General features: G+C 69.6%; 24 protein-coding genes. 16 read left to right on the plus strand and 8 right to left on the minus strand.

The features are described 5' to 3' along the window. Window positions 1–6 precede the first annotated feature (6 nt). The 3 genes from AC3ZJJ_RS01220 to AC3ZJJ_RS01230 all read right to left on the minus strand — a co-directional run bounded on the left by AC3ZJJ_RS01220 (window position 7) and on the right by AC3ZJJ_RS01230 (window position 3,467). Window positions 7–411 carry a cupin domain-containing protein gene (locus AC3ZJJ_RS01220; protein WP_489893459.1) on the minus strand — a complete coding sequence of 135 codons (405 nt, stop codon included), beginning with the start codon at window positions 409–411 and terminating at the stop codon, window positions 7–9. Continuing rightward, window positions 408–1,859 carry an NAD(P)/FAD-dependent oxidoreductase gene (locus tag AC3ZJJ_RS01225; protein ID WP_489893460.1) on the minus strand — a complete coding sequence of 484 codons (1,452 nt, stop codon included), beginning with the start codon at window positions 1,857–1,859 and terminating at the stop codon, window positions 408–410. The genes AC3ZJJ_RS01220 and AC3ZJJ_RS01225 overlap by 4 nt, the downstream gene beginning before the upstream one ends. A gap of 204 nt (window positions 1,860–2,063) precedes the next feature. Beyond that, entirely contained in the window at window positions 2,064–3,467 is a 1,404-nt protein-coding gene (locus AC3ZJJ_RS01230; protein WP_489893461.1) for an aspartate aminotransferase family protein, read from the minus strand. A 106-nt stretch (window positions 3,468–3,573) separates the two neighbouring features. Here AC3ZJJ_RS01230 and AC3ZJJ_RS01235 point away from each other — a divergent pair, with 106 nt between their 5' ends. Further along, window positions 3,574–4,389, plus strand: a complete 816-nt coding sequence (locus AC3ZJJ_RS01235) for a gamma-glutamyl-gamma-aminobutyrate hydrolase family protein (protein WP_489893462.1) — start codon at window positions 3,574–3,576, stop codon at window positions 4,387–4,389. On the opposite strand, the gene AC3ZJJ_RS01240 is transcribed toward AC3ZJJ_RS01235, so the two are convergent. From AC3ZJJ_RS01240 to AC3ZJJ_RS01250, 3 genes are all read right to left on the minus strand, one after another. Continuing rightward, window positions 4,386–6,416: an acyl-CoA dehydrogenase family protein gene (locus AC3ZJJ_RS01240; protein WP_489893463.1), complete on the minus strand. Its 2,031-nt coding sequence runs from the start codon at window positions 6,414–6,416 to the stop codon at window positions 4,386–4,388. The genes AC3ZJJ_RS01235 and AC3ZJJ_RS01240 overlap by 4 nt on opposite strands. A 318-nt stretch (window positions 6,417–6,734) precedes the next feature. Then, a complete protein-coding gene (locus AC3ZJJ_RS01245) occupies window positions 6,735–8,138 on the minus strand; it encodes an aspartate aminotransferase family protein (RefSeq protein WP_489893464.1) in 1,404 nt (467 codons plus the stop codon). Then, a complete protein-coding gene (locus AC3ZJJ_RS01250; protein ID WP_489895624.1) occupies window positions 8,135–8,572 on the minus strand; it encodes an Lrp/AsnC family transcriptional regulator in 438 nt (145 codons plus the stop codon). Before AC3ZJJ_RS01250 ends, AC3ZJJ_RS01245 begins: the two co-directional genes overlap by 4 nt. Window positions 8,573–8,864: 292 nt before the next feature. Here AC3ZJJ_RS01250 and AC3ZJJ_RS01255 point away from each other — a divergent pair, with 292 nt between their 5' ends. From AC3ZJJ_RS01255 to rpsN, 8 genes are all read left to right on the plus strand, one after another. Beyond that, window positions 8,865–10,097 carry an ABC transporter substrate-binding protein gene (locus AC3ZJJ_RS01255; protein WP_489893465.1) on the plus strand — a complete coding sequence of 411 codons (1,233 nt, stop codon included), beginning with the start codon at window positions 8,865–8,867 and terminating at the stop codon, window positions 10,095–10,097. Window positions 10,098–10,100: 3 nt separating this feature from the next. Next, window positions 10,101–11,258, plus strand: a complete 1,158-nt coding sequence (locus AC3ZJJ_RS01260; RefSeq protein ID WP_489893466.1) for an ABC transporter ATP-binding protein — start codon at window positions 10,101–10,103, stop codon at window positions 11,256–11,258. Further along, window positions 11,255–12,202, plus strand: coding sequence for an ABC transporter permease (locus AC3ZJJ_RS01265; RefSeq protein WP_489893467.1), 948 nt, complete (start codon window positions 11,255–11,257; stop codon window positions 12,200–12,202). Before AC3ZJJ_RS01260 ends, AC3ZJJ_RS01265 begins: the two co-directional genes overlap by 4 nt. A gap of 8 nt (window positions 12,203–12,210) precedes the next feature. Further along, window positions 12,211–13,008, plus strand: a complete 798-nt coding sequence (locus AC3ZJJ_RS01270) for an ABC transporter permease (protein ID WP_489893468.1) — start codon at window positions 12,211–12,213, stop codon at window positions 13,006–13,008. 29 nt (window positions 13,009–13,037) lie between these two features. Further along, on the plus strand, window positions 13,038–13,514 hold the full coding sequence (locus AC3ZJJ_RS01275) for a MarR family winged helix-turn-helix transcriptional regulator (protein WP_489893469.1): 477 nt from the start codon (window positions 13,038–13,040) through the stop codon (window positions 13,512–13,514). A 407-nt stretch (window positions 13,515–13,921) separates the two neighbouring features. After that, window positions 13,922–14,158 (plus strand): 50S ribosomal protein L28, encoded by a 237-nt coding sequence (gene rpmB, locus AC3ZJJ_RS01280; RefSeq protein WP_475375150.1) that lies wholly within the window; start codon window positions 13,922–13,924, stop codon window positions 14,156–14,158. Beyond that, window positions 14,158–14,325, plus strand: a complete 168-nt coding sequence (gene rpmG / locus AC3ZJJ_RS01285; protein WP_435727336.1) for a 50S ribosomal protein L33 — start codon at window positions 14,158–14,160, stop codon at window positions 14,323–14,325. Before rpmB ends, rpmG begins: the two co-directional genes overlap by 1 nt. A gap of 5 nt (window positions 14,326–14,330) precedes the next feature. Beyond that, on the plus strand, window positions 14,331–14,636 hold the full coding sequence (gene rpsN / locus AC3ZJJ_RS01290) for a 30S ribosomal protein S14 (protein WP_435727335.1): 306 nt from the start codon (window positions 14,331–14,333) through the stop codon (window positions 14,634–14,636). 191 nt (window positions 14,637–14,827) lie between these two features. On the opposite strand, the gene AC3ZJJ_RS01295 is transcribed toward rpsN, so the two are convergent. Continuing rightward, on the minus strand, window positions 14,828–15,433 hold the full coding sequence (locus AC3ZJJ_RS01295; protein WP_489895626.1) for a DnaJ family domain-containing protein: 606 nt from the start codon (window positions 15,431–15,433) through the stop codon (window positions 14,828–14,830). 314 nt (window positions 15,434–15,747) lie between these two features. Further along, window positions 15,748–16,836 (minus strand): NAD-dependent epimerase/dehydratase family protein, encoded by a 1,089-nt coding sequence (locus AC3ZJJ_RS01300; RefSeq protein ID WP_489893470.1) that lies wholly within the window; start codon window positions 16,834–16,836, stop codon window positions 15,748–15,750. A 295-nt stretch (window positions 16,837–17,131) separates the two neighbouring features. Between AC3ZJJ_RS01300 and AC3ZJJ_RS01305 the strand changes: the two genes are divergently transcribed. The 7 genes from AC3ZJJ_RS01305 to AC3ZJJ_RS01335 all read left to right on the plus strand — a co-directional run bounded on the left by AC3ZJJ_RS01305 (window position 17,132) and on the right by AC3ZJJ_RS01335 (window position 24,655). Next, complete coding sequence (locus AC3ZJJ_RS01305; RefSeq protein WP_435727334.1) at window positions 17,132–17,416, plus strand: HU family DNA-binding protein; 285 nt, start codon at window positions 17,132–17,134, stop codon at window positions 17,414–17,416. A 175-nt stretch (window positions 17,417–17,591) separates the two neighbouring features. Then, the gene (locus AC3ZJJ_RS01310) at window positions 17,592–18,254 is read left to right on the plus strand and encodes a hypothetical protein (RefSeq protein WP_489893471.1); all 663 of its coding nucleotides are present in this window, start codon (window positions 17,592–17,594) and stop codon (window positions 18,252–18,254) included. A 48-nt stretch (window positions 18,255–18,302) separates the two neighbouring features. Next, window positions 18,303–19,049, plus strand: coding sequence for a copper resistance CopC family protein (locus AC3ZJJ_RS01315; RefSeq protein WP_489893472.1), 747 nt, complete (start codon window positions 18,303–18,305; stop codon window positions 19,047–19,049). 77 nt (window positions 19,050–19,126) lie between these two features. Continuing rightward, window positions 19,127–21,265 (plus strand): bifunctional copper resistance protein CopD/cytochrome c oxidase assembly protein, encoded by a 2,139-nt coding sequence (locus AC3ZJJ_RS01320; RefSeq protein WP_489893473.1) that lies wholly within the window; start codon window positions 19,127–19,129, stop codon window positions 21,263–21,265. Next, window positions 21,255–22,124 carry a hypothetical protein gene (locus tag AC3ZJJ_RS01325; protein ID WP_489893474.1) on the plus strand — a complete coding sequence of 290 codons (870 nt, stop codon included), beginning with the start codon at window positions 21,255–21,257 and terminating at the stop codon, window positions 22,122–22,124. Before AC3ZJJ_RS01320 ends, AC3ZJJ_RS01325 begins: the two co-directional genes overlap by 11 nt. A gap of 15 nt (window positions 22,125–22,139) precedes the next feature. Further along, window positions 22,140–22,460, plus strand: a complete 321-nt coding sequence (locus AC3ZJJ_RS01330; protein WP_489893475.1) for a hypothetical protein — start codon at window positions 22,140–22,142, stop codon at window positions 22,458–22,460. Between the two features lie 236 nt (window positions 22,461–22,696). Further along, complete coding sequence (locus AC3ZJJ_RS01335; protein WP_489893476.1) at window positions 22,697–24,655, plus strand: NHL domain-containing thioredoxin family protein; 1,959 nt, start codon at window positions 22,697–22,699, stop codon at window positions 24,653–24,655. Window positions 24,656–24,687 lie beyond the last annotated feature (32 nt).

Consider the following 24,687-nt stretch of genomic DNA (forward strand, 5'->3'; position numbering starts at 1 on the left):
CCGCCCCTAGGTGTTGCCGGTGAAGGCCGCCTGGGTGAGGTATACCTTGCGCAGCGGCTCGATCACGGTCCAGGTGGTCCGCATGCCGGCGGACAGCCGCATCAGGGTGCCCTGGCGCAGCTCGGCAGTCCGCACCGGATGGCCGTTTTCGGCGTCGATCACCACCACCCCCCGCCCGGCGGTGACCACAAAGACCTCGTCGGCCTCGACGTCGTACATGGTGCCCTCGGTCATTTCCCACACGCCAAGCTCGTGGCCGTCCAGCAGCGCCAGCCGCCGATGGCCGACCGACGGCGCGCCGCCGCCGGATTGTGCCTCCGGCACGGGCGCGAGCTCCAGCGGCAGGCGGTTGACCACCAGGGCCTGGCCGGGCTTCAGCACCACGGGGCCGGGCCCGCCGAGCGGGCTCACGAGTCGAACCCCATTCCGACGGCGTCCAGCACCTTCAGGAGCGGGCCGCGGCGCCCCTCGTGGCGGTCGGCGCCCACGAGGGCGGCGGTGGTGGCCTTGATGCCCAGCCAGGCGGCCGGCTCGGGCGGAAACGGTATCGGCTTCCGTCGGACCATCTCCAGCTCGGTCAGCTCCGTGGGGTCGCCGGCGAGCAGGTCGAGCATCACGTTCGCGCCGAAACGGCTGGCGCCCACGCCCAGGCCGGTGAAGCCGGCGCAGTACGCCACGCGGCCGGCGTGGGAGGTGTCGAAGAAGGGGAAGAATCGGCTGCAGGTGTCGATCGCCCCGCCCCAGCGGTGGCTGAAGCCCACATCCTCGAGTTGCGGAAACATGGCATAGAAGTGGGCCGCCAGCCGCCGGAAGGAGGCGGGGTTCTGCTCGTGGGACCGCTTCAGGGACCGCCCGTAGCGGTAGACGGCGTCGTATCCACCGATCAGGATACGGCGGCGGCCCTCGGCGTCCACGGTGGGTCGCAGGTAGTGAAACCGGTTGTTGAGGTCGGCGATGCCCTCGCCCCCGCCCCATCCGATCGCCGCCTGCTGCGCGTCGTCCAGCGGCCCGGTCATCAAGGCGTAATCGTAGACGGGCACGGTGAAGAGTCGGTGGCGCCGCAACAGCGACGGGAACGCGTTCGTCGCCAGGGCGACGAACGCCGCGTGGACGCTGCCCCCGTCGGTGCGCAGCACAACTCCGCTTCCGGCGGACTCCAGCGAACGGACCGGCGTCGACTCGTGGATCTCCACACCCAGGTCGCGGCAGGCCCGCGCCAGCCCCCACGCCAGCTTGGCGGGATGCAGCAGGACCGTGGAGGTCCTGTCCCGCAGCGCGGCGTGGAAGAGGGGCGAGGCCACCTCGGCCCGGATTGCCTCCACGTCCAGGAACTCGGCGTCGGGATCTCCGGCAGCCTCCTCCGCCAGCCAGGCGGCCTGGTGGGGCTCCGTCGCCACGGTGAGGGTGCCGGCGGGGGAGTAGTCGCAGTCGATGCCGTGGCGCCGCACCGCGTTGCCGATCTCCGCCAGGTTCTTCCGGCCCAGCACGGCCAGGCGTTCCGCCTCCCGGGGCAGGTGGCGCTCCCCGTTGGACTCGCCGTGCGTCAGGCTGTACTCGCAGAAGCCGCCGTTGCGGCCGGACGCGGCCCAACCGACCCTGCCGCCCTCCAGCAGCACCACCCGGCGGGACGGGTCGCGCTCCTTGGCCAGCAGTGCCGTCCACAGGCCCGTGTAGCCGCCGCCAACGATCGCGAGGTCCGTGGTGGATCCGCCCCGAAGCGCGGGCCCGGCGTCCGGACGGTCCGCCCGGTCCAGCCAGTAGGGGGTCGGGGCGGCGCCGGCCAGGCCCGAATCGACCAGCGATCCGGGCACCCGCCGTTCCGCGCGCTCGAAGCTGGTGGGGACTCCGTGTCGGCTCATCTGTGCTGCTCCGGTCCTTGCTCTGGGCGTTCCCGTGGCGCGCGGCGGGTCGTTCCACCAGCCGTGCACTCATCGAATCCCATGCCCGCCGGCACGTCAACGGGCATTCGTCGCGCGGGGCCGGCACGGCGTGGTTCGGCGACCGTTGGGCCGTGCCGTGGGGTTGGGGGAGACGTCCGGCTGAGCGTTCGGCCAGGCGTCGGGCTAGGCGTCCGGCTGCGCGTCCGGCTGGGCGTCCGCCGCGCGGACGAAGCCGTCCGCCACGTCCAGCGCCCGGTCCAGCGCGGCCAGTCCCTCGCGCAGGAGATCGTCCGGGATGTTCAGCGGCGGAACCACGTGGATGCGGTTGAAGTTCGCGAAGGGCAGGACGCCCTCCCCCTTGAGCGCGGCGATCACATGGTTCATCTCCGGCGACGATCCGCCGTACGCGGCCAGCGGCTCGCGCGTCTGGGGGTCCTTGACCAGCTCGACTGCCCAGAAGCATCCGGTGCCGCGGACCTCGCCGACCGAGGGGTGGCGCTCCGCCATCTCGCGGAGCGCCGGGCCGATGACGTCCGCGCCCAGGCGTGCGGCGTTCTCGACCATCTCCTCCTGGCGCATGGCGTTGATCGTCGCCACGGACGCGGCGCAGGCCAACGGGTGGCCCGAGTAGGTGAGGCCGCCGGGATAGGCACGGTCGCGGAACGTCTCGAAGATCGAGTCGGAGAGCGCCACGCCGCCCAACGGCACGTAGCCGGAATTGACCCCCTTGGCGAAGGTCAGCAGGTCCGGCTCCACGTCCCAGTGGTTGATGGCGAACCACTTGCCCGTCCGGCCGAATCCGGCCATGACCTCGTCCGCGATGAACATGATGCCGTGCTTGCGGGTCAGCTCCCGCACGCCGGCCAGGTATCCGGCCGGCGGCAGGTAGATGCCCGCTGTCCCGGGGACCGACTCCAGAATCACCGCGGCGATGTTGGCGGGCCCCTCCAGTTCGATCATGTCCGCGAGGTGGCGGAGCGCCCGCTCGCACTCTTCGGCCTCCGTGGTGCTGCCGAAGTAGGACCGGTACTGGTACGGGGGAAAGAAGTGGACGACGCCGGTGTCGCCGTCGTCGTTCGCGAACCGGCGCGGGTCACCGGTGACGTTCACGGCCAGCTGGGTGCCGCCGTGGTAGCTGCGGTAGGCCGAGAAGACCTTCTTGCGGCCCGTGTGGAGGCGGGCCATGCGGATGGCGTGCTCGACGGCCTCGGCGCCGCCGTTGGTGAAGAAGACGTGGTTGAGGTCGCCCGGCGTGAGCTCGGCGATCAGGCGCGCGGCCTCCGAACGCGCGTCGTTCACGTGCTGCGGGGCGATGGTGCAGAGCTTGCCGGCCTGCTCCTGGATGGCCGCGACCACCTTCGGATGCTGGTGCCCGATGTTGGTGTTCACCAGCTGGCTGGAGAGGTCGATCAGGCGGTTTCCCTCGCCGTCCCACACCAGCGATCCCTCGGCGCGCAGGACGGTCATCGGGTTGAACCGCCCCTGCGCCTGCCACGAGTGGAAGACGTGGGCCCGGTCCAGCGCGTGGGCCCGGCGCCCCGCCTCGATGTCCGCGTCCGTGACGGGGAGAGTGGTCTCGGGGCTCATGGCGATTCCTTTCGTGGGGGTGTTCTGGGCCCACCCTACCCACCGGTCCCCGCGGGTTCACCGACCGATACCCCCCCGTGACGGATGCAGCGGATAGCCTACTGGTATGACTCAAGCCATTGACGCCGTGACCAGACCTGTCATCGCGCTGACGTTCCCCGCGTCGGCCGCGCCATACTCCGACGCGTACCGCGCCGATCTCGTCCGGTTGGCCGGGCTTGCGCAGGCGGCGGTGGAGGCGGCGGGCGGCACCGCCCTGGTGCTGGATTCCGCGGGGGAGGACCCGGACGGCCCGAAGCAGAGCATCGCCGACGTGGCATCGATCGACGGCGCCCTGATCCTCGGCGGAGGGGACGTGGAACCGGCCCTCTACGGAAGCGAGGGCCACCCCAGCGTCGTCGACGCGGACCAGCGGGCGGACGACCTGGAGATTGCCCTCGTCCTGGGGGCGCTGGCGCTCGAGCGTCCCGTTTTTGGCATCTGCCGCGGCCTGCAACTGGTCAACGTGGCCTTCGGCGGAACGCTCGTGGAGGATCTGGGCCCGCAGTCACCGCACAAGGACCACGGGCCGGGCGACGAGATGGTGGGGCATCCGGTTGACGTTGTGCCCGGCTCCCGGCTCGAGTCGATGCTCGGCGCGTCGGTGTCCCGGGTCATGTCGGGCCACCACCAGGCGATCGGCATGCTCGGCGAACGCCTGGTGGCCTCGGCATTCGCGCCGGACGGCCTCGTCGAGGCCATCGAGCTGGTCGGCGGCGACGGCGACGGATGGCTGGTCGCCGTGCAGTGGCACCCCGAGCACGAGGGCACGCCGGAGGGTCAGATGGCGGCGTTGATGGGGCCGTTCGTCTCCGAATGCCGGCGTCGTGCCGAACTGCGCGCCGGCGTCCGGGCATCGGCCCCGGCCGCCCACCTGCCCTAGCCGGACCACCCGTCGCCGTCCGCCGGGGCCCGTGCGCCGGTGCGCCCATAAGGCCGGCGCCGGTCCGGTAGCGCGGAATCCTCCGAGGACCACGCCGCGATCCACGGCCCGGTCCCCTCGGACTGGTCCACAACGCCCTTTTCGAGCCACGTGTATCGCCCGTCCAGCACACGCCCGGACAGCCGGCGGTCCCGCGCATCCGTGTTCCGCCACAGCTGCCCGAAGAGCACCTCGACCCGGGCGCGGGACTGCCGGCAAAACGCGTCGGCGAGTTCCGCGGCCTGCCGGCCCTGCTCCGCGTCGCTTTTCCGCAGCAGCTCCACGCGGGAGACGCAGGCGGACATGGCGAAGAGTTCCGCGCCGATGTCGACGATCCGGCCCAGAAAGACCTGCCGGCTCTCCATGGCGGCCTGCCAGCGAGCCATCCCGGCGAACGTGTGCCGCGCCAGCCGCCGGGACGCCCGCTCCGCGTAGCGCACGTGCCGCGCGAGGGCCCCCAGCTCCCGGTACGACGACGGCAGCAGGCCGGGCCCGGCGGCGAGCGTGGGCAGCCACTTGGCGTAGAAGCCGGAGGCGCCGACCGCGGCCCGGGCCTTCGCGGACAGGTCGGCCTTGGCGTTGGCCAGGTCGCCGGCGGCCTTGAGGTGGGCGTCCACGGCCTCCCGCGCGATGAGCAGGTGCATGATCTCGCTGGACCCCTCGAAGATGCGGTTGATCCGCAGGTCCCGCAGCAGTTGTTCGGCCGGCACGGCGCGCTCGCCCCGGGCCCGCAGGGAGTCCGCCGTCTCGTAGCCGCGGCCACCGCGGATCTGCATGAGCTCGTCCGCGACCCGGCACGCCATCTCCGAGCTGAAGAGTTTGGCCAGTGCCGCCTCGATCCGGACGTCCTTCATGCCCGAGTCGGCCAGGGCCGCGGAGAGTTCGAAGACCGACTCCAGGGCGAACGTGGTGGCGGCGATGAACGCGATCTTTTGGCCGACCGCCTCGTGCCTTCCGATCGGCCGTCCCCATTGGACGCGCTCGGTGGACCACTCGCGCGCGATCTTCAGGGCCCACTTGCCGCCGCCGGCGCTGATGGCCGGCAGGGACAGGCGACCGGTGTTCAGGGTGCTCAGGGCGATCCGCATGCCCTGTCCCTCGCGGCCCAGCCGGTTGGCCGCGGGCACACGGACGTTGTGGAAGCGGGTGACTCCGTTCTCGATGCCGCGCAGGCCCATAAACGCGTTGCGGTTCTCCACCACCAGCCCGGGCGAATCGGCCTCGACGACAAAGGCGGTGATGCCTCCCCGCGACGTTGTGCCGTCCGCCAGTTGGTGTGGGACGACGCCGGCCAGCACCACGAGGAGCTCGGCGACGACGCCGTTGGTGGTCCAGAGCTTGGCGCCGTTGAGGACGTACGATTCGCCGTCGTCGGACACAGTTGCCGTGGTGCCCATGCGCGCCGGATCGGATCCGACGTCGTTCTCTGTGAGGAGGAACGCGGTGATGGCGCCGGCCGCGCAGCGGGGGAGGAAGGCGCGCTTCTGATCCTCGCTGCCGAACATGCGGACCGGTTCGGGGACGCCGATGGACTGGTGGGCGGAGATCAGCGCGCCGATGCTCGGGCTGACCGAACCGAGGAGCATGAGGGCACGGCCGTAGTCCGCCAGCGTCAGCCCCAGGCCGCCGTACTGGCGCGGGATCTTCATGCCGAACACGCCCAGCTCCGCCAGGGTGCGGATGTACTCGTCGGGGATGCGCGCGTCGCGTTCGATCCGTCCGCCGTCGAACCCTTCGACGGCGTTGGCAAGCCGCCCCAGGAACTCCGCGCCGCGGGCGGAATCGGCCGCGGGCGGCACGGGATGGGGGTGGACCAGGTGCCAGTCGAAGTGACCCAGGTACAGGCCCTTGGCGAAGCTGGGCCGCGTCCAGTCGGACTCGCGGGCGGCCTCGGCGACGGCCCTCGCGGCCTCGGCCGCGGTCTGCACCGTGACCCCGGCGGCCCCGGAATGCTCGGCTGCGGCTTCTTCGGCCTGGGTTTTTTCCATGAAGGACCCCTTCGGCTGGCGCACCGCTGCGCGCGGCGCCGTGGTGCGGGGCCCGCCGCGGGCCGGGGGCCCTCACGCTCACCGCAAGGCTACCGACTGGTAGCGCGGAGGGCTACGGTTGGCCGCACCCAAAACCCCGCCCGCCCCCCGGTCCCGTTTCCGACCCCTGAACCACCCGAGCCGCCGCCGTCCCGCCTTTCCGCCTTTTCACCCCCGGAAGTGGACGACACCTCGGCTAACGAACCGTGGTGTCGTCCACTTCCGGGGGCGGGGTAGGGGGGTGGGGGCGGGCAGGGTTGGGGGCGGAAGGTCAGACGGTCAGAGGTGGTTCAGTCCCTCGACCAGGACCGAGCGGAGGATCGACTCGATCTCGTCGAACTCCTTCTGCCCCGTGGTCAGCGGCGGCGCGAGTTGCACCACCGGGTCGCCGCGGTCGTCCGCCCGGCAGTAGAGGCCGGCCTCGAAGAGCGCGTTGGACAGGAAGCCGCGCAGCAGGCGCTCGGATTCGTCGTCGTTGAACGTCTCCTTGGTCGCCTTGTCCTTGACCAGCTCGATGCCGTAGAAGTAGCCCTCGCCGCGCACGTCGCCGACGATCGGCAGGTCCAGCAGCTTCTCCAGCGTGGCACGGAACGCGGGGGCGTTGTCCTTAACGTTCTGGTTGAGCCCCTCGCGCTCGAAGATGTCCAGGTTGGCCATGGCGACGGCCGCGGAGACCGGGTGCCCGCCGAACGTGTAGCCGTGGTAGAACGTGGTGTCCCCGTGCCTGAACGGTTCGAACAGGCGGTCGGAGGCGATCATCGCGCCGATGGGGGAGTAGCCGCTGGTGAGGCCCTTGGCGCACGTGATGATGTCCGGCACGTAGCCGAAGTCGTTGCACGCGAACATTGATCCGATCCGTCCGAACGCGCAGATGACCTCGTCGGACACCAGCAGGACGTCGTACTCGTCGCAGATCTCGCGCACGCGCTGGAAGTAGCCCGGCGGAGGCGGGAAGCACCCGCCGGAGTTTTGGACGGGCTCGAGGAAGACGGCGCACACCGAGTCGGGTCCCTCGAACTCGATGGCCTCGCGGATGCGCTCCGCGGCCCACAACCCGAAGTCCTTCTCGTTGTCCGCGAACTGATCGGGCGCCCGGTAGAAGTTGGTGTTGGGGACGCGGAACGTGCCGGGGACCAGGGGCTCGAATGGCGTCTTCATGTCCGGAATGGACGTGATGGACAGGGCGCCCTGCGGTGTCCCGTGGTAGGCGACCGCGCGGGAAATCACCTTGGTTTTGCCCGGCTTTCCCATCAGCTTGAAGTACTGCTTGGCCAGTTTCCACGCCGACTCGACGGCCTCGCCGCCGCCCGTCGTGAAGAACACCCGGTTCAGGTCGCCCGGCGCGTAGCCGGCCAGGCGCTCGGCCAGGTCGATCGCAGGCTCGTGCGCGTAGGACCAGATCGGCATAAACGCCAGCTGCTCCGCCTGCTTTGCCGCGGCCTCGGCCAACTCGGCCCGCCCGTGTCCCGCCTGGACCACAAACAGGCCGGACAGCCCGTCGATGTAGCCCTTGCCGGCGTCGTCGTAGATCATATGGCCCTGCCCGCGGGTGATCACCGGCACGGTGCCGCCGCGGGCCAGGTTGGAGTGGCGGGCCATGTGCATCCAGAGGTGGTCGCGGGCCGCCTGCTGGCGGTCGGTTCCGCGTGGTGTGGTGCTGGCCGTGGTGGTGGTTTCGGTCATCGTGTGCCCCAGTTGTATTCCTGTTTGCGCAACGAGAGGTAGAGGAACGTTTCCGATTCCCGGACCCCCTCGATGCTTCGGATTTCGTTGATGATGTCCAGGAGGTCCTCGTCGCTCGCGCAGACGACCTCGGCGAGGATGTCGAAGGATCCGGCCGCGACGACGCAGTAGTCCACGGCGGGCATGGCGGCAATCCGGTCGGCCGTGGCGACGAGGTCGCCGTGGGAGCGGATGCCGATCATGGCCTGCCGCGTGAACCCCAGTTGAAGCGGGTCGGTTACCGCGACCACCTGCATCACCTTGGCCTCGACGAGCTTCTGCACGCGCTGGCGGACCGCGGCCTCGCTGAGCCCCACGGCCTTGCCGATGGCCGCATAGGAGCGGCGGCCGTCCTCCTGGAGCTGCTCGATGATCGCCTTCGAGGTTGCGTCCATCACGTAGGTGTTCCCCGGTGGCGGGCTGGCTGAATTGGACACCCGGGAGTACCTCCTGCGGATCGGACCGGGAGGGACGTCCCCTCTCGCAACCGAGGATAGCCCTAAAGATTCCGTTGTGAAAAGCCCAATAGTGCAACTGATTCAGTGGTGAAACTTAGAATTTACAACTCGAACTATTGTCACGGGGTTTGTGCGCTGGAATGATCCACTACCAAGGGTTGACATGTTGATGGCGGCCCCGCCCGCGCCACAACAGGCCGCGCGGGCAACTCTTGTGAGGGAGACGAACATGGCACCGCGTCCTCGACCGGAACTACCCAACGATCCGGCGCTTCGGGCACTCGTCCGGGCGCAACTGACGCGCCGACGGTTTATGGCCGGGGCCGGCGGGCTGGGACTGGGCGGACTCCTCGCGGCCTGCGGAACCGGCGGCGGAGGCACCGGGACGGGTGGCACGTCCGCTGCCGCGCCCGCAGTGCAGGACCTCTCGGACTCCGAGAAGGTCGTGAACTTCGCGAACTGGACGCTCTACCTGGACTACGACGACGCCACGAAGGAATACCCGTCGCTCCAGGCGTTCACGAAGCAGACCGGCATTAAGGTCAACTACTCGGAGGACATCGACGGCAACGACACCTACTACGGCAAGGTGCAGGCGCAGCTGTCGGCCGGGCAGGACATCGGCCAGGACATCATTACGCTCACGGACTGGATGGCCGGCCGGGTCATCCGGCAGGGCTACACGCAGGCGCTGGACCTGGCCAACATCCCGAACAGCAAGAACCTGCTGCCGTCGCTGCAGGAGGTCGACTTCGATCCGGGGCGGAAGAACTCGCTGACCTGGCAGTCGGGATTCGCCGGCATCGCCTGGAACAAGGAGCAGGTCCCCGGCGGTCTGAAGTCCGTGGAGGACCTGTGGAAGCCCGAGCTCAAGGGCCGTGTGGAGGTCCTCGACGAAATGCGGGACACCGTGGGACTCCTGATGCTGCAGAACGGGGTGAACATCTCCGGCGAGTGGGGCGGGGACCAGTTCGACGCCGCCCTGGAGGTCCTCGAAGCGCAGATCGCGTCGGGTCAAATCCGCCAGGTCAAGGGCAACTCCTATAAGGAGGACCTGGTCTCCGGGGACGCGCTCGCCGTGATCTGCTGGTCCGGGGACATCACCCAGCTCAACTTCGAGAACAACGACAAGTGGGAGTTCGCCATCCCCGAGGCCGGCGGCACGCTGTGGAGCGACAACATGATGGTGCCCGTCGGCTCGCCGCACAAGAAGAACGCGGAGCAGCTGATGGACTACTACCTCGATCCCGACGTCGCGGCCGTCGTCGCGGCCTACGTCAACTTCATCTGTCCGGTCAGCGGCGCGCAGGAGGCCATGGAGAAGGTCGATCCCGACCTGGTGGACAACCCCCTGATCTTCCCCACCGAGGAGGACCTCGCCAACGCCCACGTGTTCCGTTCCCTGTCCGCCGAGGAGGAATCCGATTACGGGTCCCGCTTCCAGGCCGCCATCGGAGTCTGAGGCATGGTCCAGCAAGTCAGGCAGGCCCAAGAGGTGGCCGGCAGCGGAGACAACAGCGGCCAGGACCTTGTGCTGTCCAACGTCACCAAGAGGTTCTCCGATTTCGTGGCGGTCGACGACCTGTCGCTCACCATCCCGGCTGGTTCCTTCTTCGCCCTTCTGGGCCCGTCCGGCTGCGGCAAAACGACGACGCTGCGCATGGTTGCGGGACTGGAGCAGCCGACGTCGGGCTCCATCTCGATCGGCGGGCGCGACGTGACCTCGCTGCCGTCGCACCAGCGGGAGGTCAACACCGTCTTCCAGTCCTACGCGCTTTTCCCGCACATGTCGGTGCTGGAGAACGTGTCCTTCGGGCTGAAGCGCCGGCGGGTGCGCGACTCGAACGCCATGGCCCTGGCCGCGCTCGAGATGGTCGAGCTCGGGCACCTCGCCTCGCGGAAGCCGATCCAGCTCTCGGGCGGGCAGCAGCAGCGCGTGGCGTTGGCCCGCGCCCTCGTAAACCGGCCGGCCGTGCTGCTTCTGGACGAGCCTCTTGGCGCCCTGGACATGAAGCTGCGCCGGCAGATGCAGGTGGAGCTCAAGGCGATCCAGACCGACGTCGGCCTGACCTTCATCCACGTCACGCACGATCAGGAGGAGGCCATGACCATGGCCGACACGGTGGCCGTGATGAACAAGGGGCGCGTCGAGCAGATGGGCAATCCCCGCGAACTCTACGAACTGCCGCGCACCGCCTTCGTCGCCAACTTCCTCGGCAAGTCCAATTTGATGCGCGGGCGCGTGGCCGAGGACCTGGGCGACGCCATGGGCGTCGACGTCGCCGGGGTCCGCGTGGTCCTGCCCAAGGACCGCTGCTCCGGCCACAACGGCAGCGTGGTTGTGGGGGTGCGTCCCGAGAAGATGCGCATCATGGACATGGACATGGCCTATTCGCCCACCGCCAACCAATTGATCGGCGACGTCGTGGACGCCTCCTTCACGGGCGTCAGCACCGAATACATCGTCAACGCCCCGGGCGTGGGAATGATCGGGACCTTCTCGCAGAACATGGGCCAGAAGCCCGCCCGGAAGGGCGACAAGGTCCGCCTGGTCTGGGAACCGGAGTACTCCTTCGGACTGCCCGGCGACGAGGAGACGTCCGAGGGGGTCGACGCCGTATGACCGCCCTGGCCGATCCCGCGGCGCGCCGCGGCGGCAGGCAGCCGGCCGACGACGGCCGGAGCCCCGAGGAGGTCGTCGCCGAAAAGCGCCGCGGGCGGATCGGCCTGGCGCTCATCCTGCCCGGTTTCACCTTCCTGCTGCTTTTCTTCGCCGCGCCGGTGCTGGTCCTCCTGGCGATGTCCCTCTACGCCCGTCCGGCGGGCGCCGAGATCGGCGAGTTTGTGCCCGCCCTCCAATTCAGCAACTATGCGGTGGTCCTCGAGGCGTATTGGGAGGCGCTGGTGCGGTCCTTCGGGTTCGCGCTCATCGCCACCGTCGCCGCGCTGCTGATCGGCTTCCCCATGGCCTACCTCGTGGCCGTGAGGCTGCGCGAACGCAAGCTCCTGGCCGGGATCCTGCTGGTGCTGCTCATCGCGCCGTTCTTCTCCAGCTTTATCCTGCGCACGCAGGCCTGGAAGCAGATTCTCGCGGACGAGGGCCTCGTCGTCGAGACCCTGAGGGCGGTGTCCATCCTGCCTCCGGACGGGCGGCTGACCGCGACCGCCTTCGCCGTCGTCTGCGGGCTCACGTACAACTTCCTGCCGTTCATGACGCTGCCGATCTACGCCAGCCTCGAACGCCTGGACATCCGGCTGCTGGAGGCCTCCGGGGACCTCTACGCCAGCCCCTTCACCACCTTCCGCAAGGTGACGCTGCCCCTGGCCGCGCCCGGTGTCTTCGCCGGGACGCTGCTGACGTTCATCCCCGCGTCGGGAGACTTCGTCAACGCCGCCCTCTTGGGCAACAACCGGGACACCACGATGATCGGCCAGGTCATCGACTCGCGCTTCTTCCGCGTCGTCGACTACCCGGGAGCCTCCGCGCTCAGCTTCATCCTGATGGTCGCCATCCTGATCCTCGTCATGATCTACATCCGGCGCTTCGGCACCAAAGAACTCTTCTAGGGGGAGGCATGAAACGCACCATCGGACGTTGGATCATCCCCGTGATCGGCGGGCTGGCCTTCGTGTACCTTCTGGTGCCGATCGCTTACATCTTCGTGTTCTCCTTCAACGACGCCGGCCGCACCAACCTGACCTGGCGCGGCTTCACGTTCGCGAACTGGGCCAACCCGTGCGGTGCCCCGGACGTTTGCGCGGCGCTGGGCAACTCTCTCCAGGTCGGCATCGTGGCCACCATCCTGGCGACGGTCTTCGGCACGTGCATCGCGATGGGGCTGGTCCGCTACAAGTTCCGCTTCCGCAGCATGGCGGACCTGTTGATCATCCTGCCGTTGGCGACGCCGGAAGTCGTCCTGGGTGCGTCGCTCCTGGCCCAGTTCCTGAACCTCGGCTGGGACCTCGGCTACTGGACGATCATCATCGCGCACACGGTGTTCTGCATGGCGTTCGTTGTGGTGACGGTCCGGGCCAGGGTTTCCTCGCTGGACCCCAGGTTGGAGGAGGCGGCCGCGGACCTCTACGCTTCCCCTTTCGCGGCCTTCTGGAAGATCACGTTCCCGCTGCTGCTGCCGGGTATCGTCGCCGCCGCGCTGCTGTCCTTCGCGATGAGCTTCGACGACTTCATCATCACCAACTTCAATTCGGGCAACTACGACACTTTCCCGAAGTTCATCTACGTCGCGGCCACCCGCGGCATACCGGCCCAGGCCAACGTAATCGGTTCCGCCATGTTCATCCTGGCCCTGCTGGTGGTGCTCGGCTCGCAGGTGCTTTCCTACCGCCGCCGCAAGGCGCTCGCGGGCAGGTAGCCTCCGGCTCCTATGCCAAGATAGGAATCATGACCGAACCCCGCTGGCTTTCCAAGCAGGAGCGCGACTCCTGGCTGGCCCTCCTGGCCGTGTCCATGCAACTGCCGAGCCGGCTGGACAGCGAACTGCACAAGCAGGCGCGCATCACGCTCTTCGACTACAACGTGCTGGCGATGCTCTCCGAGAGCGACGGCCGCATGTTGGCTATGAGCGAGCTGGCGGGGATGACCAACGCGTCGCTGTCCCGGCTGAGCCACGTGGTCAAGAAGCTCGAGGGCCGCGGCTGGGTGGAGCGCACCCAGAGTGCGTCCGACGCGCGGGTCACCATGGCCCACCTGCGCGACGAGGGCATGGAGATGCTGGAGGACTTGGCGCCCCAACACGTGGAGTCGGTCCGCCAGATGATCTTCGACGGGCTCACGGAGCGCGACGTCGAGGACCTGGCCCGCATCGGGCGGAAAGTCATCGCGGGCTTCGACCCCGAACACTGGATCTTCCGCAAGTAGCGCCGCGGGCCCTGGCGCGCCGTGTGAGGAAGCCGACCTCCGGCGTCGTCCGTCCCGGTTTTGCGATCGCGGCCGGCCCGGCCTAAGATAGTAAGGCGTTAAGTCACGCGGGTTCTCTGCCGTGCTCCTCTTGGGGCCGGCAAGGAAGACCGCGTGTTTACCCGTATTACCGAATATCTGGACCAACCGAGTAGGGAAAAATGCTCACCCGGTCCTGAGGTTCACCGTACTTTCACGCGGCGAGGCGCTTCGGTTGGTTCTCACCCAACCTGGTTACCTTCAACGGTTCGCAGTAATAAACGGTGTCACAACTGGTGGCGGGACTCTTTGCGCAGATCCAGAGGCAGCAAGACCGCGCTGTATCTGTTACGAGTACCGTCAATTTTTACTACTACTGAGGAGTGATCATGGCAGCTGTATGCCAGGTGACAGGTGCGGTTCCGGGCTTCGGACACAGCATCTCCCACTCGCACCGCCGCAACAAGCGTCGGTTCGACCCGAATATCCAGAAGAAGCGCTACTGGGTTCCGTCCCTGCGCCGCAACGTCACGTTGACGCTGTCCGCCAAGGGCATCAAGACGATTGACGTCCGTGGCATCGAGCGCGTTGTTGGCGACCTGATTGCGAAGGGTGTGAAGCTCTAGTGGCTAAGGCACAGGACGTACGTCCCATCATCAAGCTCAAGTCCACCGCGGGCACCGGATTCACCTACGTCACGCGCAAGAACCGTCGTAACAACCCGGACCGCATGGTCCTGAAGAAGTACGACCCGGTTATCCGCAAGCACGTTGAATTCCGAGAGGAGCGCTAAACCCTATGGCTAAGAAGTCCAAGATTGCTCGCAACGAGCAGCGCAAGGTCGTCGTTGAGCGCTACGCCGCGAAGCGTGCCGAGCTGAAGAAGACCCTGGTCGACGAAAACGCGACCGACGAGGCACGCGAAGAGGCCCGCCTGGGCCTGCAGAAGCTGCCCCGCAACGCTTCGCCGGTGCGCCTGCGCAACCGCGACGCCATCGACGGCCGCCCCCGCGGCACGTTCCAGAAGTTCGGGATCTCCCGCATCCGCTTCCGCGACATGGCCCACAAGGGCGAGCTTCCGGGCATCACCAAGTCTTCCTGGTAACCACCAGCGAACTTGCGGCGAGGGTCCCTCCGGTTACCGGAGGGGCCCTCGCCTTTTTGTGTGTGTGCTGCTGTGCGCGGCCGGCCGCCCGGTTCCGTCCCGTCGCGAGACGCTTTGGACCGTCCTGGGCGGCTTCCCCGGCCCGCGCGTTCCCGACGTGCGGTGACGCGCACGCTTGAACCCGAAGGTGCTCAGGACGGGCGGCGGGAGGCGCCGCTCCGTCGCTCCCACCACCGCAGGCACCGCTTCCACCACGACGCCGGCGCGTCGCCTTCGGCGGGGGAGGGCGGGGCCGCGGCCGGGGCCCGGCGCTCGTGCCACCGGCGGAGTTCCGCCTCGACGTCGCGGGTGGGCGTGATGACGGGAGGGCCACCGAGTAGCTGTCGCCTCGCCTCGACGACACGGCCGTTGAAGTCCTCGAGCGCCTCGCGCACCTCCCGTTCCGAGAACAGCCGGTCCAGCCTGCCGTCGAGCTCCACGTTCTCGGTGCGCAGCAGCAGCGCCGGAGGCCCCAGTCCCGTGAGCTTCTCGCGCTCGATGAGTCCCTTCAGCCACCAGTCCGGATCGCTGGTGCCGCCGAGGTTCGGGATCGGCTTTCCGGCATAGGCCAGGTTGTCGAAGTCGCCCCGGGCCACGGCGGCGTCGATCCTCTTGTTGGCGATCTCGTAGGCCTCGTCGGTGGGAAGGATCGGCGGCGTGCCATCGTCGGGCGCGGCCCCCGCGCCGTTGGCACGGCCCGCCCGACTCGTCGCGCCCGGCTCCTGCGCCTCGTCCGACCCGCCCGCCTCGTCCGGCATGTCCACTCCGGCCGACCAGTCCGCGCCGGCCGGGTCGGCGGTCTCCGGGTGTGCCCTGCTGCTCACAGCGGCGCGGTAGCGCGCCGCACGAACGCGCGGACTATCGCGTTTGCCTGCTTTTTCGTCCACGGTCCCGCACCTGCCTCCATTGGTGTCCGCCGCCAGCCGCCGATCGGCCGCCCCCCGGTCGAGCGCCCGCCGCGCACCCGCAGCCCACCGGGCGCCCATCGAACGCGCTGTCCGCGCGACGCCTGTACCGAGTCCGACGCCGGCGGAGCGCCGCAGTTGACCGCCTCGCGGCGTTGGCCTCCAGCCTAGGGAGCGGGGTGCCCTCGGGCAACACGTCCGGGCCCGTGGGCCCCTCCCAGATAGGCGTCCTCCGCCGCGTAGTCGAAGTACGGGCGGAAATAGTCGGCGTCGAAGGCGGCAGCCGTCCCCGCGGCGGATGCCCTGGCGACCATCCAATCGATGTCGCCGGGCAAGGTGGACGCGCAGCCGGCCACCGGCCGGTAGCCCAGCTTCCGCGCGGCCGATGTGTCCAGTTCCATTGCGAGTGCCGCCTCCCATGGATGCCGGCCCAATCCGCCACCCGTCCCCTCCGGCAGAAGCACTTCGTCCCACACGTGACCGAGGTGGGAGGCGACCACCCGAGAGAGCTCGACGGCGCTGGGCCTGTCCGGATCTGCCACGTTGAGGATCCGGGGCGCCGGGCGGTCCGCGATGAATCGCACGAGCCCGGCGAGGTTCACGGCGGACGTGCAGTGCTCGCGCTGAAGCCCCAGGCCGCGTAGGAACAGGGCCGGGCGCCTGTCCAGGGCCCGACGGACGAACACCCACTCACGCGGGCGTTCCGCCCCGGGTCCGCGAACCTTCGAAGCCCGCAGCACGGACACGGGGTGTCCGCTGTCCAAGAAGGTCCGTTCGGCGGCGACCTTGTTGGGCCCGTAGCCCTCCCGGGAGTCGTAATCCATGTCGCCGGGGGGCAGGGTCGGCTGGTCTTCGGTCACCGGCACCCGAAAGTCCGGGGGCACGCTTGAGTTCACGTGGTTGCCCAGCGCGTCGACGTAGACGGCCTTGGCGGAGACCATCACCGTGTGTCCGACGTCGGCCAGGAGGGGCAGCAACATCGCCGCGTGGGCGCCGGTGTAGGCGAGGCAGTCGACGACGAGGTCTGCCCCGGGGCCGACGGCGTCGCCCACCTCGCGGTCGTTGGTGCGGTCGGAGGCAAGGAAGCGCGCACCGGCGGCGGCCAACGAGGGCGGCATGCGCGCCGGATCCCGCCCCGTCACGTCCACTCTCCATCCGTCGGCGAGCAAGCCTTGGGCGACGGCCCTGCCCACGGGTCCCGTGCCGCCGAACACCAGCGCGCGGGGAGAGGACGCTGTGGGGTCTCTGGTGGGCATCCGGCCAGCCTAACAACCACCGTAGAGAGAGGCCGACGGCCAAACCGTGGGGATTCCAGCCCCCGGCGCGGGGTTCCGCCGGAGCGGGCACCATCACGCCGAAAGGCGGCGAAAATCACGCCGAGGGCTGAAAAACCCCGAAATTCCGCGGAAAAACCAAAATAATCGGGCCAAACCCCCCGAAACCGGGCGTGTCTGTCCGGCATGGCTGGTAGTTTCCTTGTCAGAAGACCCCGTAACCGCGGGGCATTCCGGCCCGTACGGGCCGGAAAGGAACAGTCCAGGAGGACATACATTGGCTATGAACCGTAGTGAACTCGTTGCAGCCGTCGCCGAGAAGACCGGCAACTCCCAGGTCGCCGTGAACGGCGTTCTGGATTCCGTGTTCGAGGTGTTCGTTGACCAGGTTTCCAAGGGCGAAAAGGTGTCGATCCCGGGCTGGCTCGCCGTCGAGCGCACCGACCGCGCCGCCCGCACGGGCCGCAACCCGCAGACCGGCGACACCATCCAGATCCCGGCCGGCCACTCCGTGAAGCTGACCGCCGGCTCCAAGCTGAAGGCCGCCGTCGCGAAGAAGTAGTCCGCAGCGCCTGCCGAGGGCCCGCCCACCCCACGGGGAGGGCGGGCCCTTGCTGTCTTGCGGGCCCGACGAGCGTGCCGCATGCTTCTACTTGACGTAGAATTTATGCCGTTGCTTGTCGGTCTTTCCGATCGCCCAGCCGTCCAGTTTCCAGCCGTCCCAAGGAGTCGTTTCCGTGGAGCACCGCAGCCTGCGCCTTCTGCGCGGCTGGCTGGGCGCCCTCGCCGCCACGACCCTCGCCGCGGCATCGCACACCCTTGCCGGCGGAAGCCTTCCGGCCCCACAGCTTCTGGTGTTGGTCTTGGCGCTTTCCGCCGCCGTCTGCACGGCGCTGTCCGGACGTGGGCTGTCGCTGGCCCGAACCTCGCTGGCGGTTGCTTTCAGCCAGGGCCTCTACCACCTGTCCTTCGGCTGGGGCCACGCGGCCGACGCGGGGGCGCGCTATTTGCCGCCGACCGGCGCATCCGAACACGCCACGCACGCCGCGCACGGCATCGGCCGCGCGGATTGGTGGTCCGTCTCGCTGACGGCCCGCGGGTTGGGTCCGGACGCCGCCTCGGGGCCGGGCTCTCCGGCGGAGGCCACGTGGATGCCCGTGGCCCACCTGGCGGCCGCCCTATTGACAATCGCTATCCTGCGCCGCGGCGAGTTGACCCTCCGCACCCTCGCCGAGACGGCACTTCTCGCGGCTCCAATTGCGGTGCTGCGCTGGAAGTCGGCGCCCGCCGTCGTCCGGGTTCTCCTTCCCGCCCCCGCCCAGGTTCCCGGCCTGCCGGACCTGGGCGTCCCGTTGCGCGCCCTCCGCCGCCGCGGGCCTCCCGCCTGCCCTGCCTCGTAACCGACAGCAGTCAGCAGGCCCCGTCCGCGGGGAGACAAGGAACACACCATGCAGCACGTACACACCCCCACCCCAACACGCTCCGACGCGGCACGTTCCCTCGCCGCCACGACCCTGGTGCCGCGAGCAGCCACGAGGACTCTCCTCTCCGCCGCGGCAGCGCTGCTGCTGGCCGGCGCGGCCGTGGTTGCCGCGCCGGCCGCCTTCGCCCACGACGCGCTGGTCGAATCGACCCCCGCGTCGGGCGCCACCGTAAAAACAGCGCCGGACGAGGCGACCCTTCGTTTCAGCGGCGCGCTGCAGACCATCGGGAAGAGCACCGTCGTGGAACTGACGGACGAGGCGGGCACCGAGCTGGACGCCGAGGCCAGCATCAACCGCGACACCCTGACGGTCGACTTTGGCCAAGACTTGCCCGACGGCGGCTACACGTTGGTTTGGCGCGTTGTGTCCAGCGATGGCCATCCGATCGAGGGCACGCCCTCCAACGGTGAAGCCATCGAGTTCACGGTCGAGGCCGGCAGCACGACGGAGTCGGCGGCCGCTTCGGCCGCAAGCGAGACCCCAACCGCCTCGAGCGGCGCGGCCTCGGCCCCCGCCGCCTCCGGCGGCGCCGCCACGCCGAGCGCCGCCGAGAGCGGCACCCCGGACGCCTCCGCGTCCACCGCGCCGGCCGAGACCGAGGCGACGGGACTGGGCGGCCTGCCGGCGCCGGTCGTCTGGATCGTCCTCGGCGTGGCCGTGGTTGCCGCGGCCGGCGTGGTGCTGGCCAAGGCGCGCCGCCAAACGAAGTAGCGCACCCCGGAAAGAGCGCCGTCGCCGCCCCGGGGCGGAGTGAGAGAATTGAAGGCCTGCCCGTGCGAGAGGATCCAGTGAACCAGAACGCCAGAACCACGACCGTCGGTGCCGCCGACCCCTCGGGGACCGGCCCGGACCGGCGTTGGGCCGCCCTGGTCCTGCCCGCCCTGGTGGCGGGCGTCTTCGGCCTGGTCGCGGCCCTGCTCTATTCCGGGTCCACGGTCGCCGGCCAGCTCTCCGACCCCGGGGCGTTCACGCGCTGGGGGCTGCCGTTCGCGGTGGCCATCCACCACGTTTCGATGTCACTCGCCGTTGGCGCGCTGTTGTTTGCCGCCGTCGTCCTCCCGCGGTCGACCAAGCCGCAGCGCGCCCGCCGCGGCGAGGACGGCGGCGGGACCACGGACGGCGGCGCCGAGCATCCGGCCTTCGCCCGCGCCATGAACATCGCCGCCGGCGCGGGGATCGTGTGGACCCTCGCGGCGGCCACCGTGCTGGTGCTCTCCTTCTCCGATGTCTCCGGCCTCCCGCTGAGTTCCGATTCCGCCTACACGGCGGCTCTGCTGGACTACGTCGTCAACATCTCCCTCGGCCAGGCCTGGATGTGGATGGTGGTCATCGCGGCCGTCACCTCCTCGCTTGCCTTCGGCGTCCGCTCGCCGGCCGGCGTCGGCGTCGCCGCGGTCTTCTCGTTGGCCGGCGTCCTGCCGGTGTCGCTGGTGGGCCACGCCTCCGGCGGAGACGACCACTGGGGCGCCACAAACGCCATCCTGCTGCACCTTGTGGGGGTTTCAATCTGGGTCGGCGGGATCGGCGTGCTGGCCTGTTTGGCGGGGCTGCTCGAGGGCAGGGCGCCGGGCCGGTTCGCCGATGTGCGCCCCGTGTTGGCCGGTGTGGTGCTGCGACGCTTCTCCGCGCTGGCCACGGTGTGCTTCTTCCTGGTCTTCGCCTCCGGCGTCGTCAGCGCCACCGTTCGGATGGAGTCCTGGGCCCAGCTGGCCACCCCGTACGGCGGTCTGCTGGTCGCCAAGGTTGTCCTGACGCTTGTCCTTGGCGTGCTGGGACTGGCGCACCGGTATCGCGCCATCGGGCTGCTCGAGGCGGGGCGGGCGACGGCGGCGCGGCTGGCCTGGCGCATCGTCGCCGTCGAGGCGGCCGTCATGGCGGCGGTCATGGGCCTCGCCACGGCCCTGGGCCGGACGGCCCCTCCCGTGCCGGAAGAGCTCCCGCCGGCCGCGACGCCGGCCCGCATCCTGACCGGCTACGACCTGCCGCCCGAGCTGGTGTCCGGCAGTTGGCTGACGGTCTGGCGGATCGACTGGCTGTGGCTGGCCATCATCGTTTTCCTGGCCGCGGCCTATCTCAAGGGCTTCATCACCGTCCGCCGACGGGGCGACAAGTGGCCGGTGCTGCGCCTGGCGACGTTCCTCTTCGGGCTGGCGGCACTCTTCTACATCACCTCGGGCGCCCCCGCCGTCTACGGCATGGTGATGTTCTCGATGCACATGGTGGCGCACATGGCGCTGACCATGGTCGCACCGTTCTTCCTGGTGCTCGGATCGCCGGTGACTCTGGCCCTGAAGGCCATTCCCGCCCGCACGGACGGAACCCGCGGGCCGCGCGAATGGATCCTGGTCCTGGTCCACTCGTGGTTCTCGAAGATCGTCACCAACCCCCTGTTTGCGGCCGCCAACTTCGCGGGCTCGATCATCATTTTCTACAACACGGATCTGTTCGGGTTTGCGCTGCGCGAGCACGTTGGCCACGAGCTGATGAACCTGCACTTCCTGTTGACGGGATACATCTTCGCGCTGAACATGGTGGGATCCGATCCCCTCCCGCGGCGTGCCCCGTACCCGCTGCGGCTGGTGATCTTGCTGGCCACGATGAGCTTCCACGCCTTCTACGGCGTCTCCATCATGGGCAGCGAGTCGCTGATGCAGGCCAGCTGGTTCGGCAACCTGGGCCGCCCGTGGGGCGCGTCCGCGCTGGAGGACCAGCGCACCGGAGCCGCCGCCATGTGGGGCATCGGGGAGATCCCGACCCTGCTCCTCGCGTTGGGTGTGATGGTCTCGTGGAGCCGCGACGACGCCCGCGAGTCCAAACGCAAGGACCGAGCCGCGGACCGCGACGACGACGCCGAGCTGGAGGCCTACAACCGCATGTTCTCCCAACTGAAGAACCACGACGAGGAGCTTGACCAACGTGGCCGCTGAACCGCACCGCACCCCGGGCACCACCCCACCGCCCGGCGTCCGCTCCCACGTGGCCGCCATGCGCCTGGCCAGGGTCCTGGCGGTCCTTGCCGTCGTCGTCGCGGCGGTGATCGCGCTGTCCGGCTGCGCCGCGGGCGGGGATCCCGCGGAGACACCGGACCCGCACGCCGGCGTCGAGACCCGGGTGCCGGGCGCCGAGGCCACGACGTCGCCGGCGACCGCGGCCCCCGATACCGTTGCTGGACGGGCCGTGGCCGCCGGGATCCAGCGGGCCGCGAGCTACGGGTTCGACCGCAGCCTGGCGGCCGGCCAGGAACAGCTCGAGGCGCTGCGCTCCGCGCCGGACGGCACCCTCGAGGGCGTGGTGGTCATCCCGTCCACCTGCGAGTCGGCGCTGAGGGACCTGAATTGGTCGCCGGTGCTGCTCGGGGACGACTCCGCCCGCACCGACTTCGCCACCGACAACGTTCTGGCCACCGGTTCGGTGGAGGTCGCCGCCGTGGAGGACCGTGCCGACCTCGAGGCGCACTACGCCACCGTGGAAAAGATGCTCGGCGAGTGCAAGGGCATGACTCTGAACATGCAGACCGAGGGGCCCAGCGGGGGAGTGGTGACTGAGACCGTCCCGCTCACCAGCAAGGTTCCCGACGTGGCGAAGGGCGCCGCCGATTCGGCGCTCCTGTGGACCCGTGGACGCGGCGACAGCGAGCTCAGGCAGCAGGCGCTGGTGCTGGTGAAGGAGCGCGGGGACCACGTGGCGATGGTCTCCTTTATCGCGACCGAGGGACTGGAGGCACAGCAATTCAGCGACATGGCGACCGCGGTGCTCGACGCCGCCATCGCCGAACTGCCCGAATAGGGGTATCTTCGGCCCATGGCACACCTGGTCTCGGACATCTTCGAATCACTGCGGAACTCGCTCATGGGAATCGCGCAGGGGCAACCGGTCGACGTCGGCGGGCGGACAGTCGTCCCGGTGGCCTTCGTCTGGTGCGGGGCGGGCGGCGGATCTGATCCGGAGGGGGCCGCCGGCGGCGGGGGCGGCGGCTTCGCCTGTCCCGTGGGGGCCTACGTCTCCACGGACACCGGGACGGTCTTCAGGCCCAATCCCGTGGCCTTGCTGGCGGCCAGCGCTCCCGTTGTCGGGGCGGCCGGGCTGGCGGCTGCACGAATCCTGCGGGCGCTGCGCTGCTGAGCCGCGGGCGCGCGTCCTGCCCTCGACCGCCGCGCGTCCTTTCCTCGACCCTCGACCCTCGGGCCGACCCGGGCGGGCCCCCTCGCGAGGGGCTGCGTCGCGTTGGTGCTGTGCGTAGTGCGGGTCTGCGGCGCGCCGGCGTCGTACGCCGTCATGCAGGCCCGGACTCGGGAACAACCGCGTCGATAATAGGGTTGAGAAACTACGTCAGCCGACAAAGTCTTAGGAGTGCCAGCATGTCAGCAGAGCCCACAACCGTGACCACCGAATCCGTCCGCGCCGCCTACCGCGTGCGCGCCTCCGAACTCGTGGGCCGCAACTGGCTCAACACCGGCGGCAAGCAGGTCACGCTCGAGGACCTCCGCGGGAAGATCGTGGTGCTGGACTTCTGGACCTTCTGCTGCATCAACTGCCTGCACGTGCTGGACGAGCTGCGTCCGCTGGAGGAGAAGTACCGGGACCTGTTGGTCATCGTCGGTGTGCACTCCCCGAAGTTCGAACACGAGGCGGATCCGGTGGCGCTCGCCGCGGCCGTCGAGCGCTATGAGATCCACCACCCCGTGCTGGACGACCCGGAGCTTGAGACGTGGCAGGCGTACTCCGCCCGCGCGTGGCCCACGCTCGTCGTCGTCGACCCCGAGGGCTACATCGCTGCGCACCTGTCCGGCGAGGGCCACGCCAACGGTTTGGAGGTCCTCGTCGAGGAGCTCGTCGCCGAGCACGAGGCCAAGGGCTCGCTGCATCGTGGCGACGGGCCCTACGTGGCGCCGCCCGCGCTCGAGGGCGACCTGCGGTTCCCCGGCAAGGTCCTGGCCCTGCCGAACGGCAACTTCCTCGTCGGCGACTCGGGCCACCACCGCCTGGTCGAGCTGGCCAACGACCTCACCACCGTGGTCCGGACCATCGGCGAGGGAGTCAAGGGCTTTGCCGACGGTCCGGCGGACACGGCACGCTTCAACGAACCCCAGGGCCTCACCGCGCTTCCGGCCGACGTCGCCGCGCGGGTGGGCTACGACGTCGTCGTCGCCGACACCGTCAACCACAGGCTCCGCGGCCTGGTCCTTTCGACCGGTGAGGTCACGACCATCGCCGGGAACGGCGTTCAGCGCCTGCTCGACGCCGACCAGGCCCGGGCGGCGGGGGACGCAGCGAACGACGCCGACGCGTGGATTCACGATTTGGGCGCGGCCCCGCTGGAGACATCCCTGTCCTCGCCCTGGGACGTCCTGTGGTCACAGAAGGCAGGCCGGCTGATCGTCGCCATGGCCGGGACCCACCAGATCTTCTCTTTCGAACCCGCCACGGGCGCGCTCGAGGTGTTCGCGGGCACGGGCCTCGAGGGCTTGCAGGACGGTGCGCCGGGTCAGGCATGGTTCGCCCAGTCCTCCGGCCTCGCCGACGACGCCAACGGCGACATTTGGGTCGCGGACTCGGAAACCTCCTCGCTGCGTATGCTGCGGCTCGGGGACGACGGCCGCGTCTCCGCGGTCGAGTCCGCTGTGGGGGCCGGGCTGTTCGACTTCGGCTTCCGCGACGGGGCGGCCGCCGACGCGCGCCTGCAGCACCCGCTCGGAGTGACCGTGCTTCCCGACGGCTCGGTGGCCGTCGCCGACACGTACAACGGCGCCGTCCGACGCTACGATCCGGCGTCGGGGACCGTATCGACCTTGGCGCGCGGCCTGGCCGAGCCCTCCGACGTCCTGCTGGACACAACGGTCGACGGCGAGCCCGTGCTGCTGGTCGTCGAGACCAACCAGCACCAGCTGGTGCGGCTGCCGCTGCCCAAGGAGGCGCTCACCGTGGACGAGGGCGCGTCGCAGACCTCCCGTCCCAAGTCCCCGGTGGCCCCGGGCGACCACCGGCTTGTGGTCCGTTTCTCCGCCCCCAAGGGCCAGAAGCTGGACGACCGCTGGGGCGACCCGACCCAGCTGAAGATCTCGGCCTCGCCGGAGGAACTGCTGGTGGGCGGGGCCGGCACGTCCGTGGGCCTGACGCGGACGCTGCGGCTCAACCCCGATGTGCCCGAGGGTGTCCTGCACATCACGGCACGGGCCGCGGCCTGCGACGGCGAGCCCGGGGGAGAGATCCCGGACCATGCCGCTTGTCATCTGTACCAGCAGGACTGGGGCATCCCGGTGCTGGTCGACGCCGACGGCGAGACCGGGCTGACCCTGGATCTGCGGGGCCTGGACTAGCCTTCCGCGGGGAGCGCAGGCGGTTGCCCGCC

The sequence above is a fragment of the Arthrobacter sp. AOP29-A2-19 genome, assembly GCF_058138025.1.